This window comes from Pyxidicoccus caerfyrddinensis (assembly GCF_010894405.1).
Taxonomy (GTDB): domain Bacteria; phylum Myxococcota; class Myxococcia; order Myxococcales; family Myxococcaceae; genus Myxococcus; species Myxococcus caerfyrddinensis.
On sequence record NZ_JAAIYA010000004.1, the window covers coordinates 79,324 to 99,092 of the forward strand.

At 68.2% G+C, this 19,769-nt stretch carries 12 protein-coding genes; 8 read left to right on the top strand and 4 right to left on the bottom strand.

The genetic code is table 11. The annotated features are described in order from the left end of the window. Nucleotide 1 precedes the first annotated feature (1 nt). Complete coding sequence (locus tag G4D86_RS10750; protein WP_163992377.1) at nucleotides 2–2,467, bottom strand: WD40 repeat domain-containing protein; 2,466 nt, start codon at nucleotides 2,465–2,467, stop codon at nucleotides 2–4. A 337-nt stretch (nucleotides 2,468–2,804) separates the two neighbouring features. Here G4D86_RS10750 and G4D86_RS10755 point away from each other — a divergent pair, with 337 nt between their 5' ends. From G4D86_RS10755 to G4D86_RS10765, 3 genes are all read left to right on the top strand, one after another. After that, a complete protein-coding gene (locus G4D86_RS10755) occupies nucleotides 2,805–4,163 on the top strand; it encodes a hypothetical protein (protein ID WP_163992379.1) in 1,359 nt (452 codons plus the stop codon). 93 nt (nucleotides 4,164–4,256) lie between these two features. After that, nucleotides 4,257–5,873, top strand: a complete 1,617-nt coding sequence (locus G4D86_RS10760; protein WP_163992381.1) for a hypothetical protein — start codon at nucleotides 4,257–4,259, stop codon at nucleotides 5,871–5,873. Between the two features lie 823 nt (nucleotides 5,874–6,696). Further along, a complete protein-coding gene (locus G4D86_RS10765; protein WP_163992383.1) occupies nucleotides 6,697–11,760 on the top strand; it encodes a PKD domain-containing protein in 5,064 nt (1,687 codons plus the stop codon). Between the two features lie 139 nt (nucleotides 11,761–11,899). On the opposite strand, the gene G4D86_RS10770 is transcribed toward G4D86_RS10765, so the two are convergent. Continuing rightward, complete coding sequence (locus tag G4D86_RS10770) at nucleotides 11,900–12,904, bottom strand: GlxA family transcriptional regulator (RefSeq protein WP_240360179.1); 1,005 nt, start codon at nucleotides 12,902–12,904, stop codon at nucleotides 11,900–11,902. Nucleotides 12,905–12,973: 69 nt separating this feature from the next. On the opposite strand from G4D86_RS10770, the gene G4D86_RS10775 reads away from it, so the two are divergent. Both G4D86_RS10775 and G4D86_RS10780 read left to right on the top strand, forming a co-directional pair. Continuing rightward, nucleotides 12,974–13,792, top strand: coding sequence for a dienelactone hydrolase family protein (locus G4D86_RS10775; protein WP_163992385.1), 819 nt, complete (start codon nucleotides 12,974–12,976; stop codon nucleotides 13,790–13,792). Nucleotides 13,793–13,957: 165 nt separating this feature from the next. After that, nucleotides 13,958–14,416: a DUF3060 domain-containing protein gene (locus G4D86_RS10780; RefSeq protein WP_163992387.1), complete on the top strand. Its 459-nt coding sequence runs from the start codon at nucleotides 13,958–13,960 to the stop codon at nucleotides 14,414–14,416. A 72-nt stretch (nucleotides 14,417–14,488) separates the two neighbouring features. On the opposite strand, the gene G4D86_RS10785 is transcribed toward G4D86_RS10780, so the two are convergent. Next, nucleotides 14,489–15,310 (bottom strand): AraC family transcriptional regulator, encoded by an 822-nt coding sequence (locus G4D86_RS10785; protein WP_163992390.1) that lies wholly within the window; start codon nucleotides 15,308–15,310, stop codon nucleotides 14,489–14,491. A 110-nt stretch (nucleotides 15,311–15,420) separates the two neighbouring features. Between G4D86_RS10785 and G4D86_RS10790 the strand changes: the two genes are divergently transcribed. From G4D86_RS10790 to G4D86_RS10800, 3 genes are all read left to right on the top strand, one after another. Next, on the top strand, nucleotides 15,421–17,268 hold the full coding sequence (locus G4D86_RS10790) for an AMP-dependent synthetase/ligase (RefSeq protein WP_163992392.1): 1,848 nt from the start codon (nucleotides 15,421–15,423) through the stop codon (nucleotides 17,266–17,268). A 229-nt stretch (nucleotides 17,269–17,497) separates the two neighbouring features. Continuing rightward, nucleotides 17,498–18,529, top strand: coding sequence for an alpha/beta hydrolase (locus G4D86_RS10795; RefSeq protein WP_163992393.1), 1,032 nt, complete (start codon nucleotides 17,498–17,500; stop codon nucleotides 18,527–18,529). Nucleotides 18,530–18,744: 215 nt separating this feature from the next. Continuing rightward, on the top strand, nucleotides 18,745–18,933 hold the full coding sequence (locus G4D86_RS10800) for a hypothetical protein (RefSeq protein ID WP_205519534.1): 189 nt from the start codon (nucleotides 18,745–18,747) through the stop codon (nucleotides 18,931–18,933). Between the two features lie 21 nt (nucleotides 18,934–18,954). Here the strand turns inward: G4D86_RS10800 and G4D86_RS10805 are convergent, their stop codons facing one another. Continuing rightward, on the bottom strand, nucleotides 18,955–19,593 hold the full coding sequence (locus G4D86_RS10805) for a hypothetical protein (RefSeq protein ID WP_163992395.1): 639 nt from the start codon (nucleotides 19,591–19,593) through the stop codon (nucleotides 18,955–18,957). Between the last annotated feature and the right edge of the window lie 176 nt (nucleotides 19,594–19,769).

Here is a 19,769-nt window from a genome sequence, read left to right on the forward strand (position 1 = left end):
CTTACGCCCCGCCCGGGGCGTCGTGAAGCCGCAACACGTACAGGAAGTCCCGCAGGGTGCGGCCCCGGGCCACGACGAGCCCGTCGCGCAGGATGAGGTCCTCCTCCAGGACGTCCGGGAAGTGCGCCATGGGCACGGGGGCCATCCGGCGATGGAAGGCGACGGGGCCCTCCCCCAGCACCTCCCAGTACTTGCGACGCGTCACCTCCTCGAGCTCCGCGTTGCCCTGAATCACGGCGCGAGGCGCCCCCGTGGCGAGGTCGAAGAAGCGCGTGGTCTGGTCATCGGAGCGGGTGACCAGCCAATTCCCCTCCATGGCCACCGAGAACGGCAGCGCCGGATGCGGCACTTCGTACAGGAGACTTCCCGTCCCGGCGTCGAAGAGGCGCACGCGCTCGTCCAGGCTGCACGCTGCCACCCGGCTGCCATCGTCGGACAGCCGCACCGCGATGACGGGCTCCTCGGAGAGCTGGAGGACGCGCCGGAAGCCCGCGGGCAGGTCGAAGAGCTCCAGCTCGCCGGAGGCCCGGCCCACGGCGATGCGAGGCGCGCGGGCCGCCGCCGCGTACGCGGGCGCGGGCTTCAGCATTGCCTGGGTGTCGAGCACCAGCGCCCCCGTGCCCAGGTCGTGCAGCATGAGCCGCGAGGCCTCAGCGTAGCCCGAGACGACGTAGGCCCCATCGGGCGTGAACTCCACCAGCGAGACGGGCGTCGCCGGCCCCCGCAGGGTATGCCGCAGCTTCCCGTCCGCGACGCGCCACACCCGCACCACGCCGATTTCGATGACTGCGGCCAGCCACTGCCCGTCCGGTGAGAAGGCCATGGGCAGCTCCAGCGTCAGCTTCTTCGATGCATCGCGCCCCTCCAGCGGTGGCGCGGACAGCTCCCGCACCGGCGCGAGGCGCTCCACGTCGACCAGCTGGACGCCCCGCCTGCGAGGCTCCTCGTGGAAGCGCAGGACGGGGTAGGCGGCCAGGGTGCCGTCCGGACTGAAGCGCCAAGGCTGCAGGCCGGACTCGTTTGCGTCGGGGGGCAGCTCCCGCATGTGGCCCCGGGCATCGATGGCGAAGGCCGCGTCGAACCGCGTCGCAATGGCGATGTTCCCCTCCGCCTGACCCCAGAGGCTGCGCACGCGGTGCTGCTCGGCGAGCAGGGTGGGCGGCGCGGGCGCGTGGAGCTCGCTCAGGAGCACGCCCCCGTCCGCTGCCGTCAGCGCGAAGTGCTTCAGGTCCGGCGAGAAGGCCGCGCCGCGCTCGTGGCCATCCGAGGCATAGGGGCGCGTCCACAGCGTGACGCCGTCGCCTGGCTCCAGCACCTCCAGCCGGTCATACCGGAGCAGCCCCAGGCGCGACGTCCCCAGCCAGCTCACCTGGGCGTAGCGCCCCGCCCCTTTCAAGCCCTCCATCCGCTTCCAGCTCCGCGTCTGTGCCACGGCGACGCCGTCCAGGGCCGCCCAGGCCAGCCACTCGCCATCCGGGCTGAAGGCCACCGTGCCGACGGACGTGTCGGAGTCCAGCCGCGCCACCTGCGCCCCCGTCTCCACGTCCCAGACGCGCACCGTGTCGTCCGAGGCGCCCGAGGCCAGCCAGCGCCCCGAGGGATGGAAGGCCACGCTCAGCACCGACTGCTGGTGCCCCTGGAGCGTGCGGACCTTCCTGCCCGAGGCCACGTCGTAGAGGTGGATTCTCCAGCCGAGGTTGCCCACCGCGAGCAGCGTCCCCTCCGGGCTGAAGGCCACCGACGTCACCTGGCCCTCCTGGCCGGTGAAGGCATGCAGCTGCGCCCCCGTCTCCGCGTCCCAGATGCGCGCGTCGTGGTCCCTCGAGCCCGACGCCAGGCGCTTGCCGTCCGCGCTCCAGGCAATCCCGCGCACCTCGCCCTCGTGGCCCGCCATCACCTGGAGGCTCCGGGCGGTGGCCACGTCCCAGACGCGCACGTTGTCGCCATCCGACCACGAGCCGGTGGCCAGCCGCGTCCCTGACGGGTCGAACGCCGCGCACAGCACCTGGGCGTCGTGCCAGAGGACCTCGTCCACGCCTTCGAGGGCGCCGCGCAGCGGCAGCAGGGACTCCACCCACGGCGCACCACCCGCCGCTTCGCGCTGCCGGCGCCACTGCGCCGCCAGCGCGTACAGGTGCGCCTCCGGGTCGCTCCAGGGCTTCGCGCCGTCGCCGGAGTAGTGCGCTGCGGCGTCGGGCGCGTCGTACCAGCGCAGCCGGTTGTAGAGACACTGGAAGAGGGCCTCGGGGTGCGCCCGCAGGAAGTCGGCGTCGAGCGCGACAGCCTTGCGCAAGACGCGCAGCGTCTTCGGGCCCACCGTGGGGCCGTCCTCGCGCACCACGCGGGCCTCCTCGGACGTCTGGGCGAGCGCCGAGTCCAGGGCGTCGAGCAGTGCCTCCACGCCCTGGGTGCTCACGAGGTGTTCGAGGGTGGAGAGCTCGGTGAGGGATGCGAGGTCGTGGGGCATGGAGCGTCTTTCGCCGCGAGGCGCGAGGGGGGCGCATTCTCGCTGCGACCCTCTCGCGGGTTCAATGGGCGGGGCACCCGGGAAGCCGGGGGCATACCACTTTGGTGGTACAGCCCCTTCGCGAGCGCCCCGTATCCTCCGCGCGACATCAGGAGGAGTTGCATGGGGCATGTCTCGCAATGGATTGCTGGCGCGGTGCCCGGGAGGACTTCCTCCTGGTGCCCACCGCCCCGCGCCAGCGGGTCGCACGCGTGTCATCACACGTCTGAGACATGCCGCGTCAGGCTTGCGTCGGGAGCATGTGGTATCCCCGGAATCCTTCACCTGGAGGAACCACATGAAGTTCCGTAGTTTCGCGCTTGCCTGCATCCTGTCCCTTGGCGCCACCGCCTGTGACAACACGTCCCCCGAGGAGTCGCTGGCAGTCCCCGTGGAGGAGACGGGAGTCTCCACCGCCGCGGCGACGGCCACCCGCATCTACGCGTACGAGCCCACGGGCACGCACGAGCTCAGCTTCGAGACGCTGGGCACCTTCGAGACGCGCAACAACCGCCGCGTGCTCGTGATTCGCGGCACCACCAACCGCTACATCCAGGATGTCTTCAGCTTCGTGCCGGATGACGCCTTCGGCACGGCGAACGTCATCAGCGAGCGGCGCTTCGAGGTGGTCCTCGAGGAGGGCCACGAGCTGAACACGATGCTCTCCGGGCTGCCGCTGCTGGTCGCCATCGACACCTTCACGGGCTCGCCGACGCGGTACTACGCGCAGATCATCCTCGCGCCCCGCTTCTTCGACTTCCGCGGGCCAACCTCCATCACCGTCTCCGAGAACGTCGACCCGGTCTACGTGCGCAACGCCGCCGGCACCGACAACCTGATGTATCGCGGCCGGGTGGACTCGGCGGCCACGTCGCTCACCGTCACCGCGCCGGACGGCGTGCCGACGGTCTCCCGCGTGGACGCGGACACCTTCCAGCTGGACTGGCGCTACCCGGCGGTGCACGAGGCCGTGGACCCGCACACGATTCCCCTCACCTTCACCGCCGCGCTGAACAGCGGCACCGTGGTGGACGAGACGGCGCGCCTGGTGGTGCGAGTCACCGGGCTGGCCATCAGCACCAACGACGACCCGTACGCCACGTGGCCGTCCCCCGCCTGCCAGCTGTCCGTCTACAACTGCATCCACGCGCAGCCCGCGGGCACGCTGGACTTCGGCGCGTGCGGCACCTACCGCCAGGTGCAGACCTGCATGTACGCGAGCGCCTGCGAGGTGCTCCCGGGCCAGCCGCTGTCGCTGACCGAGATTGACTCCTCGCCCCTGGAGCCCGCGCGCCAGGCGCACTACCTGAGCAGCATCGACGCGTACAGCACCCCGGAGTGCCCGGCCACGCCAGTGACCGTCCAGGCGGTGGTGGACGAGCTCTACTGGACGACGCAGTCCGTGCCGCCGTCCGATTGGGGCGAGGTCACCGACCGCGCCGGCCTGGTGGACAACAACTACTTCTTCTACTCGAGCAGCGACCCGCTGCTGGCCGCCATCGACGCGTTCGCGGGCGGTGGCCCCATCCAGGCGTGGTTCGCCTGGGAGGAGATCCCCTGCAACAACTGCCACAGCTACAAGGAGTACGCCGTCCTGTACTACCCGAACAGCGGCAAGGCCGTCGTGCTGGTCGGCAGTCACGGCTACGACTGGTGATGAGCACCTGCCCGGGCCCCCAGCGGCCCGGGCAGTCCTCCTCCAGGGTGCAGCCGCCACGCGTCGCATCGCCGCTCACCTGGAGGAGGTCCCATGAAGCCGCATCGTTTTCGTCCGCTGTGGGCCGTGGTCTGTGTCACGTGGTTGGGCTGCGCGGGAAGTGAGCCCGACGCCTCGTCATCCGTGGGCCCGCGGGAGCCCCAGATGGGAGGCGGTACCTGGATGGGCGAGCCGCTCAGCGCGGGGTGCGAGCCCGGTGATGGGGGCACGCCCGGCGGCGACACGGTGCGGGTGACGAGCCACTCGCGGTACTACACGCTGGTGGGCATCGCCGAGAAGCCCTCGGGCATGTCGGCCAACCCGCCCTACCTGCTCATCCCCGACGCCGGGACGTTCACCCGCATCGACGGTACGTTCACCGATGGCAGCTACCAGTACGCGGGAGTGCCCCAGGGCACGTATTACCTGCGCACGGGCTCGAACTACATCCTCACGGACTCACGGCACGTGGAGCTCGGCTCGGATGAGATTGGCCGTTCGGACGTGTTCCACACCAGCGTCACCATGTCGCCCCTGCAGCTCGACCTGTCGAACCTCGCCCCCTGGGTCACGTACGGAAGCCAGGCGGTCCAGCCCTCCAGACTGGAGTTCCTCTCGCGGCAGGTCGCCGTGATGGGTGAGGTCTTCTTCGACGAAGACCCCGTGGACGGACAGACGAGCATGTCCACCACCCAGGCCTGGGCCTGGAACCTGGCCGACACCTTCCCCCTCTTCGAGGCGGCGAAGGGGGATTCGATGTATGTGAATCAGCTCGGCGCCGTGGACGCGGGCACGCTGCCGGACGGTGGCGCACTGACCCACCACACCGTGGTGCGCAGCCTGGAGCTGACGCCCTTCGACTTCACCCCGGATGGCGTCACACCGCTGCCGCTCGGCGGAGTGATGCAGCCGGTGCCGACCCGGGAGCTGTCCGTCGAGTGGCGCCTCTCCGAGTTCCTCGTCCCCGCCAGACAGCTGCACCCTTCCGCGGTCTCCGGGAGGCCCCTGCTCTTCGTCGATGCAGCCCCGCACCGACCCGAGGACGGCTGGGTGAGCTACTCGAGCGGCCTGGTCAACCTCCAGCTTCCCGCGGGTGCCTCGTACACCTTCACGCGGCGCCTGTCCTACGGCGATCCGTTCCCTTCGTCCTGGGCCCGGATAGGGACCGCGGATTATTCGATGAGCTACCGGAACGTGGTGCCGGATGGCTCCGGCCAGACTTTCTCCATGAGCTTCCGGGCCCTGAGGACCCATGACCGGCTGGACGACCTCGTGGCGGCGCCCATCGTCCCGCGAATCACTCCACCCCGCGGGCTGACCATCGACGGGCTGGATGCGAACGTGCAGCGGCAGGTAGGCGCCGCCAGTCCCGTCATCGCGTGGCTGCCACCCGACGTGGGCACGCCCACCGGCTACAATGTGGCCCTCTACCGCCTCGAGAACAACCGGGGCTACTACCTCGCGCGCTACCAGACCACCCTCCGCGTGCCCGGCTCGACCACGCAGGTGCGGCTGCCTCCCGGCACGCTCCTGCCTGGCTCCATCTACTTCGTGCTGGTGACGGCCCTGGACATCACCGACCACGACCCGAAGCACCGCCCGTTCCAATCACTCTCAGGGCTGCCCCAGGGCTCGGCGCAGGCCGCGAGCTCCCTCTTCACCACGCCGTGAGGCGGGGCTGAGCGACTCCGGAGTCTCCAGCATGGAGGGCGCGTCGGGGCCCTGCCCCCTCTGCCGGAGGGGGCGGCTCCGCGCGCGGAGCGCCCGCTCGCGCAAGCTCGCAGGTGTCGAACTCGCAGTCCTCGAAGTGCGGGTACTCAAGATGCCGGCCGGCGAAGTTGCACTTCTGGAGCATGCAGCCTTCGAACAGGCCGCCTTCGGCGCCGACGCTGAATGGTGGAGTCGTTCAGGTCGCGCTGGAACAGCGCCGCCCACGCGCCGAGCAGCAGCGTGGCGAGCCCCGCGGACCCGACGAGCCAGAACCACAGCTCCGTTCCCGACAGCTCCGGCCACAGCCATGCCAGCAGACGTAGCGGCTGTTCTCGGGAACCTCACGCCCGCAGCGTCCGGCGACCTCGCGCTCTGGTTCAGGGTGCCTTCGGACCCCTGAGTCACTTCCAATCCCGCCCTCTCATCTCAACGAATTCCGTGCATCATTTTCCCGCTCGATGGCTCCCTCCATTGGAAGGTTGGTTTCGCACAGTAAAGACAGGATTGCTCAAACACATTCCTGCTGCCGTGTTAGAGCGCCAGGCAATGGTGAAGCACACGCGGGCCGAGTGAGCGTCGCCATTTGAGGGGGAGTTTCAAAATGCCAAGGGTGACTTTCGTAGCGCGAAGCGCCGCGTTGCTGGCCGTGGTGTTTCTTGGGTGCGACGGACCTGGAGGCGAAGCCCCACCCCAACCCCCCAAAGTCCTCAAGGCTTCTACCCGGTCCAAGACATTGTCGGGCTCGCAGAGCGCATGCGACAGCGCACTGGAGCCCCGGCTCGTCGTGGCGCCCTCGGACGAGGCGCCCCGGCCGGCGGTGCAGCTCGAAGGCCAGGGCCTGAACTGCGGGGAGACGTATGCGCTGGTCATCACCCAGCCGGACGGGACGAGCACCTCGGAGTCCCTGACCGCGGACACGCTGGGCAAGGTGCAGAGCACCTCCATCCCTGACGCCCATTCAGGGAACAAGCAGGCCAGGCTGTATGACAGCAGCGGCGACGAGGTCGCCCAGACGCTCTACTACGAGCCGGTCTTCCGCTATGGCCACCTGACGTGGCGCACGGTGGGGCCGCGGACGGCGGAGTTCTCGGTCGTCAATGCGTTCCGCCGGGTCTACTGGGGCAGCGGGCCGGACGGCCTGGTCGTCACCGGAGACACCTTTCAGGAGTACGCCGGCTCCACCAGCCTGTGCTTCGGGGACGGCACCTGCACCTACGCGCTGACGTACGAGGTCACCGACTACGACGCGGAGGAAGGCTGGGTGACTGCCCGGGCCTTCGCCCCTAGCGAGCCACAGGTCCTGCCAGGCACCGGCGTCACGGTGACGGAGAGCGAGCCCAACAACGGCATCGACACCACCGACTCCCTGCAGCTCGGAGACGACTACTCCAGCAACATCAGCGTCCCCTATGAGAGGGACTACGTCCGCTTCACCCTCACCGAGCGGACCCGCATCGAGGTGCGTACCGTCCTGCAGGGGCTGCGGGACTCGTACCTCTACCTGTTCGACGCGAATGGCGTCCACCTGGCCTCCGACGATGACAGTGGCGGCGGGCTCGCCTCCCGCATCTCCATCACCCTGGACGCGGGCACCTATTACGTTGCCGCGTCGGCCTTCGGCGCGGGCACCGGCCAGCAGTTCGTCCAGTTCCGGCGGGTGGCCATTCCGCCCCCCGGCCCCATCACCCATACCTATGGCTGGGACGGTCCCTTCACGGCCAGCATCAGCGGCTGCTGCCGCATCGAGGGCCTCGACAACCTGGCCGGCCCCTGGAGCCCCAGCTACCGCGTGCAGACCCAGGTGGGCTTCACCCCCGCCAATAGCGCTCCGGTGAGCAGCCTGCCGCCCGTCATCGAAGCGCCGGCCAACATGCCGGACTTCGCCTTCCAGATTCCCGCCACGGACGCCGACGGGGATGAGCTCACCTTCCGTCTGGCCACCGACAGCGAGAGCTTCATCGTCAATCCCCCTCCGGGGCTGAGCGTGAGCAGCACGGGCGTGGTGAGCTGGAACACGGTGGGGACCGTGGGAGGGCAGCAGTGGGTGGTCCAGGTCATCATCGAGGAGCACCGCGACGGCGCGCGCATCGGCTCGAGCGCGGTGGACTTCCTGCTGAAGTCCACCGGCGATACCGGCACGGCCCCCACCTGCCTGCCGCCGTCGCAGACCGACTACACCGTCATGCCGGGGGAGCGGGTCGAGTTCTCCCTCGGCGCCCAGGATGCGGATACGTGGGACCTCCTGACGCTCAACGCCATCAACGTCCCCTGGGGCGCGTTCCTGCTGCCGTCCCTCCCCCTGAGGGGATACAGCGGCATCAGCACCACCTTCTTCTGGACGCCCAGCTCATGGGACGTGGGCGCCACGTACCCGATGCGCTTCACGGTCACCGACTCGACGGGCCAGCAGGCGGGGTGTTCCGTCACCATCACCGTCCAGAATCGTTCCAACTGGCCGCCCCAAGCCTACGCGGGCTCCGACCAGGGGGGCTTCGAAGGGCAGACGGTGACGCTGAGCGGCAGCGGCTACGACCCGGATGGCAACCCGCTCACCTACAGCTGGTCCCTGGTGAGCGCCACGGGCCCGGCGGTGACGCTGTCATCCGCTGACTCGCCCACCCCGTCCTTCATGGCCACCGATGACGGGGTCTACACCTTCCAGCTCACGGTGACCGACAGCCTGGGCGCCTCTGACAGTGACTCGGTGACCGTGTACGTCTACAACGAGGCGCCCCAGGTGATTGCCCCGGGGAGTGCGCAGCTCGACGAGGGGCAGGTGTTCACCGCCGCTGGCTCCATCACGGACCCTGGCGCGGATTCCTGGACCGCCACGGTGGACTACGACGACGGCACCGGCCCCCATCCGCTCGTTCTGGACAATGGCACCTTCACCCTGAGCCACCGGTACCCCGACGACCGCGACGACTGGTGGTCTGACTCCTACTACGTGCGGATCTCCGTCACGGACGACGACGGTGGCGAGGACACTGTCTACGTGGCGGTGCACGTGCTCAACGTCGCACCGGTCATCACCGCCTATCCGCCTGGCATCACCCTGGACGAGGGCCAGGCCGCCGTCGTGCCCATCACCTTCACCGACCCGGGCGCGGATTCCTGGACGCTCTCCGTGGACTATGGGGATGGCTACTCCGACGGGGTGTGGACTTCGAGCCAGGAGCATACCTTCCAGCATGTCTATTATTGGCCTGGCACCTACTCACTCAGGCTCTGGGTCTGGGATGGGGATGGCGGCCAGCACGAGGTGACGATTCCCGTGGTGGTCCGCAACCTGGCGCCTGTCGTCAGCGTCGAGGGAGGCACCATCGACGAGGGCTCCTTCTTCTTTTCCTTCGGGAGCGTCAGCGACCTGGACGACTGCTGGGCCAACTGCACCATCACGGTGGACTACGGCGATGGCACCGGTGTGCAGGGCATCCCCTTGCCCTACTATGACAACCGCTTCTATTTCGGCCACACCTACGCGGACAGCGGCACGTACCTCCTGACGGTCACCGTCAGGGATGGCCTGGGGGCCGAGGGCCGGGCCACGGCCACGGTGGTGGTCAACAACGTGGCGCCCCAGGTGTACCTGGAAGAGCCCTATTACGTCTTCCCCGAGGGCTCCAGCCTGTCGCTCTGGGGCTACGTCAGCGATCCGGGCTCACAGGACTCATTGACGGCCACGGTGGACTTCGGCGACGGCACGGGTCCCCAGCCGCTGCAGCTCACCGGCCAGTACCTCACGCTGGGCCATGAGTTCGCGAACAATGGCACGTTCACGGTGACGCTCACCGTCATGGACGATAATGGTGGCGTGGGCACCGCCACGAGCCGGGTGTCCATCTACAACGTGCCGCCCACGGTGAGCGCCACGGGCGGCAGCGTGGACGAGGGCTCCACGTTCAGCTCCTCGGGCTCTTTCACCGACCCGGGCGCCGACACCTGGACGGCGAGGGTGGACTACGGCGACGGCTCGGGCTGGCAACCGCTGGCGCTGAACGGCAAGTCCTTCGCCCTGGAGCACGCCTATGCCAGCAGCGGCATGTACCCGGTGGAGATCATTGTCCGGGACAGTGACGGCGCGGAGGGCTGGAGCGTCGTGTATGCCACCGTCCTGAACGTGGTCCCCACCGTGACGGTGACAGGCAGTGGGCCGCTGAACGAGGGCTCGACGTTCACCGCCTCGGGCTCCTTCACCGACCCGGGGGACGAGTTCGGCTGGATGGCGTATGTGGACTACGGCGATGGCAACTACGAGTGGGAGCAACTGCCCCTGGACGGCAGGTCGTTCTCGCTGAGCCACATCTACGGCGAAAGCGGCACCTACACCGTGACTGTCTACGTCTTCGACGGTGGGGGAGTCGGCATCGGCAGCACGCAGGTAGGGGTCGTCAACGTGGCGCCCGTGGTGACCGCGACGGGAGGCACGGCCGATGAGGGCGCCTATCTCTCCATGAGCGCCCTCATTACCGATCCGAGCTTCTCGGACACCCTGGTGGCGATGATCGACTACGGCGATGGCTCGCCCGTGGAGCGCCGCCCCCTCAATTGGCTCCGGAACTTCATCCCGTTCCACCTCTACGCGGATGACGGCACCTACCAGGTGACCATCACCGTCACTGACGATGACGGTGGAACCGGTACCGTCACCGTGCCCGTTCACGTCCGCAACGTCGCGCCGACGATGGTGGCCTTCCTCAGCGACAGCGACATCACCGAGGGCTTCCTGTTCACAGGCCGTGGACAGTTCTACGAGCAGGGCGCGGACACGGTGACCTTCACCGTGGACTTCGGCGATGGCTCCGCCCCCGTGCAGTTCCTCCCGAACCCCGGCGCTCCCAACACCTTCAACGCCCCCCACGTCTATGCCGACAGCGGCACCTACAGGCTGACCGTCACCCTGACCGACGACGATGGCGGCGCGAGCACCTTCACGGCGCAGGCGGCCATCCTGAACGTGGCCCCCACGGTGACGGCGTCCAATGACTCGCCGGCGTACTGGGGCACCCCCGTCAACCTCGTGGGCACGGCCACGGACCCGAGCCCGGTGGACACCGAGGCGGGCTTCACCCCGCTCTGGACGCTGGGAGATGACACGATGGCGGCGGGCCTCACCACGGCCCACACCTACGCGGCGCCGGGCACCTACCCGGCACGGCTACGCGTGACGGACAAGGACGGCGGCTCCAACACCGCCATGACCACCGTGAGCATCCAGCAGCGGCCGGGCGCCGTCACCTGCTCGGACACGACGGCGGTGTTCGGCTTCCCGGCGGCCCTGGGCGCGAGCTTCGTGGATGGGCTGGCGGGTGGACTGCCCGGTGGTCGGAGCCTGGGCTTCCGCCTCGGAGGCTCCACGGTTCTCGGCTCCGCCACCACGGACGCCTCGGGCCTGGCCAGCGTGCGGAGCCCTGGCAGCCTGATGCCCGGCAGCTATTCGTTCACCGTCTCCTTCGCGGGTGACTCGCACTACACCGCGGCCGAGGCCCACTGCACGCTCACCGTCACCGAGTCCAACGGACGCATCACCGGAGGCGACCTGGGCTTCTCGAGCAGGGCGCGTGGAGGCTTCAACGTAGCGCGCATGGAGGGCGGCCCGGCTCGAGGCGAGCTGCAGTTCCAGAACGACACCACTTCGTTCCACGCCCACGAGCTGACGGCGCTGGGCGTCTCCGCCGACAAGCGGCAGGGCTGGTTCGCGGGAGTGGGCCGGGATGGACGCGCCTTCACCGCCTACGTGGAGGACAACGGCGAGCCGTTCACCGGGGACGTGTTCAAGCTCTGGATCGACGGCGTCCTGCAGACGGCGAATGGGGGCCTCAGCGGCGGCAACATCCAGATCCACTGACCGCGCACGAGAAGGACCGGGCCCCTGCCAGCGTGCTGCAATTCGCCACATCGATAGGAGCGGCGGACGCCACGGCGCTGGGTCCAGGCCATGGACGACTACGCCCAGGCCCGGTGGCCGGCGTCGGAGCCGGCGTGCTTCACCGAGCCGAGCGAAGCGCCCGGGGAGAGCCCCCGCCGAGCTTCTTCAACAAACGCCGGAGGGTGCCCGCGTCCTGGTAGCCCACCTCCGCGGCGACGTCGTCGACGCTCAGGTGGGTCGCCTGGAGCAGCGCCTGGGCGCGCCGCACCTTGACGCTGTGGACGAGCGCGAGGGTGCTCCGGCCCGTCGCGCGCTGCACGTGGCGCGACAAGGTCCGCTCCGTCATGCCGAGCTTCGAGGCGAGCTCGGAGACACTCGGGGGATTCGGGAAACGGGCCTCGAGCTCCGACGTGATGCGCGCAATCAACGCGTCTCCGTTCGCGAGCAACTCCGGCGCGACGAACTTCGCCTGCGCCTGCCTGCCATCGAGCAGCAAGGTGCGCGCGAGGAGGTCCACCAGCCGCGCGCCGCAATGCTCCCGGAGGAGGTGCAGCATGAGGTCGGTCTGCGCGAAGGCCGCCCCGGCCGTGACGACGGGCCCATCCGCGCAGACCATCACATCCGCATCAACGGCGCATTGCCGCTCCATCTCGGCGAGCAGACCCGCGAGCCACCAGGTGGTGGTGGCCCGGCGGTGAGCCAGGACGCCCGCCTGCTGCAACAGGAAGACGGCCGTGCACGAGGCGGCGACGCGCCCTCCGCGCGAGACATGACGGGCAATCGCCTTCGAGAGCTTCAGGGCATCGGGCCGCGCGAGCCGCGCGCGCACGGCGGCGGCGTGGGTCGTGCCGAGGCCCGGGATGACCCAGGTCGTCCGGTCATCGTGGGCCCGCGCGCGCAGGCGCGACGTCTCGAGGCCCAGGCCCGCGGAGAGCCGGACCTGGCCGCCGTCGACCGAGCAGACCTCGAAACGCAGCGACTCCGCCCCCAGCGCGCGCGCTGCCCGGAGCATGTCGAGCGTCGCCGTGACGCCCGTCGCGAAGGCGCCTTCCATGACGATGAGGGTGAAGGCCATGGTGTCCGAATCTGCCTGAATAAAGTCTTTTCCGACACTGGCGCCCATGGGCGGGCCGATGGTCTCGTGCGGATAGAAGGGAGCCGGGCGGACCCGACGGCCCGAGCGGACACGAGCATGCGCAATCTCGAAGTAGACGACCCACTCGAGGACTTTCAGCACCGCGATGTCACGCTGCTGGGCGAGACACGGAAGGTCTACACGGCCGGAACCGGTCCCGCGGTCATCGTGATGGCGGAGATGCCTGGAATCAGCCCGCGCGTCGCGCGCTTCGCCCGCTGGGTGCGTGCCGCCGGTCTCACCGCGTGGATGCCGAGCCTCTTCGGCCGCGATGGCTCCGTGCCCACCGCGAAGGAGGGAAAAGCCATCTTCGAGCGCGCGTGCATCAGCAAGGAGTTCCGGGCGTTCGCCGCGAACGAGTCGAGCCCCATCGCGACGTGGCTGCGGGCGCTCGCCGCGCACGCGCACGCGGAATGCGGCGGCCCGGGCGTGGGAGCGATTGGCATGTGCTTCACCGGCAACTTCGCGCTGTCGATGATGCTGGAGAAGGCGGTGCTGGCGCCGGTGCTGGCGCAGCCGTCACTGCCGCTGAATGAGCCCGCGGGGGTGGACATCACGGCCGAGGAGCTCGAGCGCGTGCGGCAACGACTGGTGGACGAAGACCTGACCGTCCTCGCCTATCGCTTCGAAGGCGATGCCTTCTGCCGGGCGGAACGCTTCGCCACCTACCAGCGAGCGCTCGGCGAGCGCTTCCACGCGCGCGTGCTACCTGACAGCGCCGCGGGGCCGAAGTCCCAACGCCCCGACGACTTCTTCCGCTTCATCCCAACGCCACACAGCGTCCTGACCGTCCACCTCGTCGACAGGGAGGGCGAGCCCACCGCCACCGCGAGAGACGAGGTCCTGGCGTTCTTCCGAAGGCGCCTCCTGCCGTAGTCACTGTTGGTTTCTCGAGCCACGGCAGCGAAGGCCCGGCTGGCCCCTCCCCCAACGGTCGGGTAGCCAGGGCGGGTGAATACATGCGACGGGAACCGGATGTTCCGTCCGGGTGGAGCGCGGCACACCTCGCCCATCCGCGGTCCTGAGCCTGAGGAGACACCCATGTCGAAGAACAGCCGTTCGCTGGTGCTGTCGGGGTTGGTGGCGTGCCTGCTGGGAAGCCCGCTGGTGGCGGGGGCCCAGGGCAGCAACAAGGCGGGCAAGGACGGCGGCACGGCGGCCCAGGACGCGGCGGCGAAGGCCATGGCCCCCCAGCTGGGACCGGACGCGACCTCGGTCCAGACGAACGCGGAAGGCCGGCTGCAGATCAGCGGCGCCATGCGGAAGGAGGCCGTCAGCTGCAATGCCGGGCAGGGAGTGGACATCGCCGGCACCAGCCATGACTTCCAGCTGTCGGGCGAATGCGGCGACGTGGTGGTGTCCGGCAACAACAACAAGGTGAAGGTGGAGACCGCCAAGGCCATCACCGTCATGGGCGTGGGCAACAAGGTGACGTGGAAGCGGGGCGAGCCGAAGCAGGAGACGCGCGGCACGAACAACTCGCTCACCCGCGAGAAGTAGTCCGGTTCGGCGGCCCGACGGGTTTCCCGTCCTTCCAGTCGACCGAGGGCGGCTGGTGGGCCGAGACCACCTTCAGCCAGCCCGCGAGCTGGACGGCGACGGCCGCCCGCGGCGGAGCGTGGCCGTTGCGCACGGTGGTCCAGCCGCCGCCCTCGCTCGACTCGCCTCGGAGCCTCGTGCTTCGAAGACGGCGCCCGTGAGGCCATGGGTGAAGACCTTCGAGGGCGGCAAGCCGAACATCCCGCGAAACAGTCGGGAGAAATGGGCCGAATCGTAGAAGCCCGCGGCGTGCGCAACTTCGGTGAGGCTTCGGCCGCTGAGTGCGAGCGCGGTGGCCGCTTGCATCCGGTGCCAGGCGCGAAATGCGCCCACCGGGACACCGACCTGTTCTCTGAATCGGTGTTCGACGAGGGAAGTGGAGGCCCCCACCCGTTGCGCCAGCATCACCGCATCGGAGGGTTCGTCGTCGGGTGTGGAAAGAAACGCAGCGACGCGAGCGATGCGTGCGTCGACCGTCAGCGGACAGGGCCCTAGATTCAGAGCGTTCTGGAAGAGCTCGGTCCAGGGTTCGGCCTTTCGCGCAGCCAGGGCGGTTTCGACTGCTGCGCGCAACGCGCCTGCGTCGACCCGACGGCTGAGTCCTGCGCCAGGCTCCAGGAACAGCACTGCGGCTCGTCCGCCATGAAAGTCGAGCGCATGCCACTGCCACCCACGCACGAAGGCGGCTTCGTGGTGTTCGACGTGGCCGTCGCCGTCGACGAGGTCGAACGCATCATCGAGACCCACGAGAACGGCGTTGGCGGCAAACCGATGCCTGGGCAACTCGTGGAAGCGACCGACGTACAGCGCTCTTCCTCCGCCCAGCAACAAGTGGCTCTGCATCTGCAGAATCATACAAGCGTGGACGTGGCGCCGCACGTAGCTTGATGCGTTGAACCCTGCCGCTCCCCTGCCCCCTGACCCAGCCCGTACCGATGACGCTTCGTTCGAACAGAGGAGGCCTCATGGCCGATGAACACCCGTCCCTTTCCCAGATGATTCTCGACCGGGCACGCGCGTCGCCGCGTCGCGTCGCATTCCGTGTGCGACGAGACGATGCCTATGTCGACGTCCCCTGGTCGGAGTTGCTCCCGCGCATCGAAGCCATCGCGTCGGGGGTGTTGAGCGCCGGTCCAGTGGACGATGGCGCGTGCATCACCATCGTCGGCAACACCACGATGGAATCGTGTCTCGTCGACTTCGCTGCCCTGAGCATCGGTCTCAAGACGGTCCCCGTCTACGCGAGCCTCCTGCCGGAAGAGGTGGGCTACATGCACGTGGACACCGCGGCGCAGCTCATCGTCGTGGACGACGGGAGTCAACTCGACAAAGTGCGAGCCTTTCGAAAGGGCTTCACGTTCTTCGAAAGGCGTTACTCGCCGGCCGAGCTCGGTGCCCGAGCGAAGGTGGTGGTCATCCATCCGGCCGGTCTTGCTCCCGCGGACGATTGGGAAAGCCTGGAGAGCCTCGAGGCCCGGGGTCGCGCCCGACAAGCAGCGTTGGAGGATGAGATGCGTCGAAGAGCGTCGCTGATTCGACGCGAGCACGTCGCGACCTTCACCTATACCTCGGGAACCACCGGAGCACCGAAAGCGGTGATTCAAACCCACGACAACATGTTGGCGATGCTCGAAGACGTCGCCGACGCGGGACTGTTGGATGACAACGCGCTCAGGCACGGCTTGTTTCTTTTCCTACCCGCTGCGCACTCCTTCGGACGAATGGTGGAGTTCGCGGGTCCGTTCTTCGGCGCGCCTCTGGTCATGTCGTCGGTGCCCACGCTGGCAGCGGATCTTGTCGCTGCGCGCCCGGGGTTCTTCCCGGCGGCTCCGCGTGTCTTCGAGAAGATGATGGCGAAGGTCACGAGCGCCATCGAGAGCGAGCAAGGGTTGCGACGATGGGTTCTGGAATGGGCCCTGGGCGTGGGTCGTCAAGTCGCGTCCCGTCGCGCTGCCGGCAATTCGCTGCCGGTGTGGCTGGAGGCGCAGCGTGGGTTGGCGGACCGCCTCGTGTTGGCGAAGCTGCGCGCACGGCTGGGCTTGGACAACGCTTCCGTGCTTCTCTCGGGAGCCGCTGCGCTTCGCGTGGATGTCCAGATGTTCTTTCTCTCCTTGGGTCTGACCGTTCTGGAAGCCTACGGACTGACGGAAACGTGCCCTGGCTTGACCGTCAATCGCAAAGAGAACGTGCGTCCGGGGACCGTTGGAAGACCGTTCAAGCGATGCGAGCTCAAAGTGGGGCCCGATCGTGAGCTCCTTGCTCGCGGGCCGAATATCTCCCGGGGTTACTTGAACCGCCCGGATGCAACGGCTGAAGCCTTCGATGACGACGGATGGTTCCGGACGGGAGATCTTGGCTCCATTGATTCGGAGGGGTTCGTTCGGATTACCGGGCGGAAGAAGGAACTGCTCAAGACGAGTGGTGGGAAATACGTGGCGCCGCTGAAGATCGAGGCACAGCTCAAGCGACACCCGCTCGTCCAGGAGGCGGTCGTGATCGGTGAGGGGCGGAATTACTGTACGGCCTTGTTTGCGCTCGACGCAGAGATACTCGCCGAGGTGGCTCGACGCGAGGGTATTCCGGCGGATCCGGCGCACCCGCGAATCAACAACGTCCTGCAGACCCTGGTCGCGGAGACGAATTCGAACCTGGCGTCCTTCGAGCGCATCAAGACGTTTCGTGTGTCGCCCGGTCCGTTCACGGTGGATGGTGGCGAACTCACGGCGTCGCTGAAGGTCAAGCGCCACGCGGTCGTTCGGAAGCACGCGGCGTTGATTGAGTCGATGTACGGGGCCCCGGAGTCGCCGCTCTAAACGTAGGTCCGGGCGGCTCACCCCTCGACGAGCTGCTGGCCGCCGTCGATGTCGAAGGTCGCGATGGTCCGAGTTCAAGTTCGGCTCTGTACGTTCGCAAGGCCTGGGCGTAGCGCGCGAGCAGGCGCATGGAGCCGCGAGTCCGAGGGCCAGCCCGTGTGTCCGTCCCGGGCTTGCGGCACCCGTAGGAGGGCCGAAGGTTTGGGGCACACTTCACCGGAGAACCGGGATGAGCCCCAAGCTTTCCCCCAACCTCGAGCCCGGGACGCGGCGCTTCCTCGAGCAGGTCAACGCGCAAGGAGGCAAGCCCATCTACGAGCTGTCCCCCGTGGATGCACGCAAGGTGCTCTCGGACCTCCAAGCAGGTAAGGACGTCGAGAAGCTGCCCGCCGACATCGAGGACCGCATGATTCCCGGCGGCCCCGGTAACCAGGACATCTCGATTCGCATCGTGCGGCCAAAGGGCCAGACGGATGTCCTGCCCGTCATCATGCACTTCCACGGCGGCGGCTGGGTCCTGGGCGGCAAGGACACCCATGACCGGCTGGTGCGGGAGCTCGCGAACGGCGCCCAGGCGGCCGTGGTGTTCGTCGACTACACGCCCGCCCCGGACGCCCAGTTCCCGGTGCAGATCGAGCAGGCCTATGCGGCCACGAAGTGGATCGCCGAGAACGGCGAATCCCTCGGCATGGACCCCTCGCGCCTGGCCATCCTGGGTGACAGCGTGGGCGGCAACATGGCCGCCGTGGTGGCCCTCCTGGCGAAGGAGCGCGGCGGGCCGCGCATCGCCTCCCAGGTGCTCTTCTACCCGGTGACCGATGCCAACTTCGACACCGGCACCTACCAGGAGTTCGCGACCGGCTACTTCCTCGCCCGTGATGGCATGAGGTGGTTCTGGGACAACTACCTCCCCAATGTGGAGGAGCGGGCACGGCCCCATGCCTCCCCGCTCCGTGCCTCGCTGGAGGAACTGAAGGGGCTGCCCCCGGCGCTCGTCATCGTGGGCGAGCACGACGTGCTGCGAGACGAGGGCGAGGCGTACGCCCACAAGCTCGCGGAAGCCGGCGTCAGGGTGGAGGCCACGCGGTTCCTCGGGACCATGCATGACTTCGTGATGCTGAACCCCATCACGGACACACCGGCGCCCCGTGCCGCCATCCGCCTGGCGACGGAGACCCTCCGGCGCGTCTTCGGCGAAGTGGACCAGGCCGGGAGGCGGACCGCGCTCGGGGCTGAAGCCACCGCGCCCATGCAACACTGACGCTACTTCGTGATGGCCGCGCCGAACCCCATCCGTAGCGTCAGCACTGACGCCGAGCTCGTCGCCAGCATCCTGGCGTCCCTCCTTCCATGACTCCGTCCAGCCGGATGCGGGCGCGTGAACGCACCCAGGCATCAGGCATGGAAGGGCACGTCGCACGCCGCTGCGGTCTTTCGTCCTGCGGAGGTCGCGAAGATCATCCATCGCGGACTGCCGTGACGGTCTTTCCCGGCGAAATCTATCAGGCGCCCCGAAGCTGGACCGAGCGGGCCTATCACAAGCTCATCTACTACAACCGGGTCGACAAGGGCGGCCACTTCGCGGCCTGGGAAGTGCCGGACCTGTTCGCCTCCGAGCTCCGCGCGGCGTTCAGGTCCCTGCGCCAGGTCGGCAGCGACGAGTGAGGTTGAGACACGGTTGAGACATCAGAAGGGATCGTCCCCCGACGGGAAGTTGTCGAAGTCGATCTCCTTGCCACGTGGCCGCGGTGGCCCCGCTGGCATCGGAAGCCGCGCTGGCAAACCCATCCAAGAAGTGTTGTTGACGGGTGCCGTTGCCTCGTCCCAGCGAAACTCGGTCCCTTCGCCGGGATCTGGATAGCTGATGCCGCCCAGGCGTCGCGCGAAGTCGATGTGAGCCCACTCGTCGTCTGGTGAATACTTGTCGCCCGGGAAAGGGGGTGGCCCTTCACCGTCGTCCCCTTCGCCGTCCTCGATGACTGCCGACTTGAACGCAGTCTCATAACGTCGGAACAGGTCGGGTTCGACTCCGAACAGCGAAGCGGCCCGCTCGACGTCACCGTAGAGGGTGGGCTCGGGCAGCGAGTAGACGGCCATCGCCGCGAGTTCTTCTCCGGAGTCAAAGATCGAGTAGTTCCAGGTCCCATCGAACACGAAGAACGACACGGCCACGCACTTCAGTTCCTGGGAAACCGCCTGAGCCCAGGAGGACACCGCGTGAAACTCCCAGCCAAGCATCACCGCGCTCGTAAACACGGGTACGGGTGGAGCCTTCTTGAAGAGTCCCTTGAGTGTTCCGAGCGCACCCGGTTTTTCAGCCGCCACGCACCGCGCGACTCGAAACCCTTCTGGAACGTCGCCCGTCGCGGCTCGCGATCGCACCTTCTGCAAGACGGGGATGAGATCTGCGTCTGTCCGTACAGCAAACCATCCAAGCTTTGTCGCCACGATCGAACCTCGCTGGTCTGCTGATATCGCCCTGCGTCCGGTTCGCCGTCAAG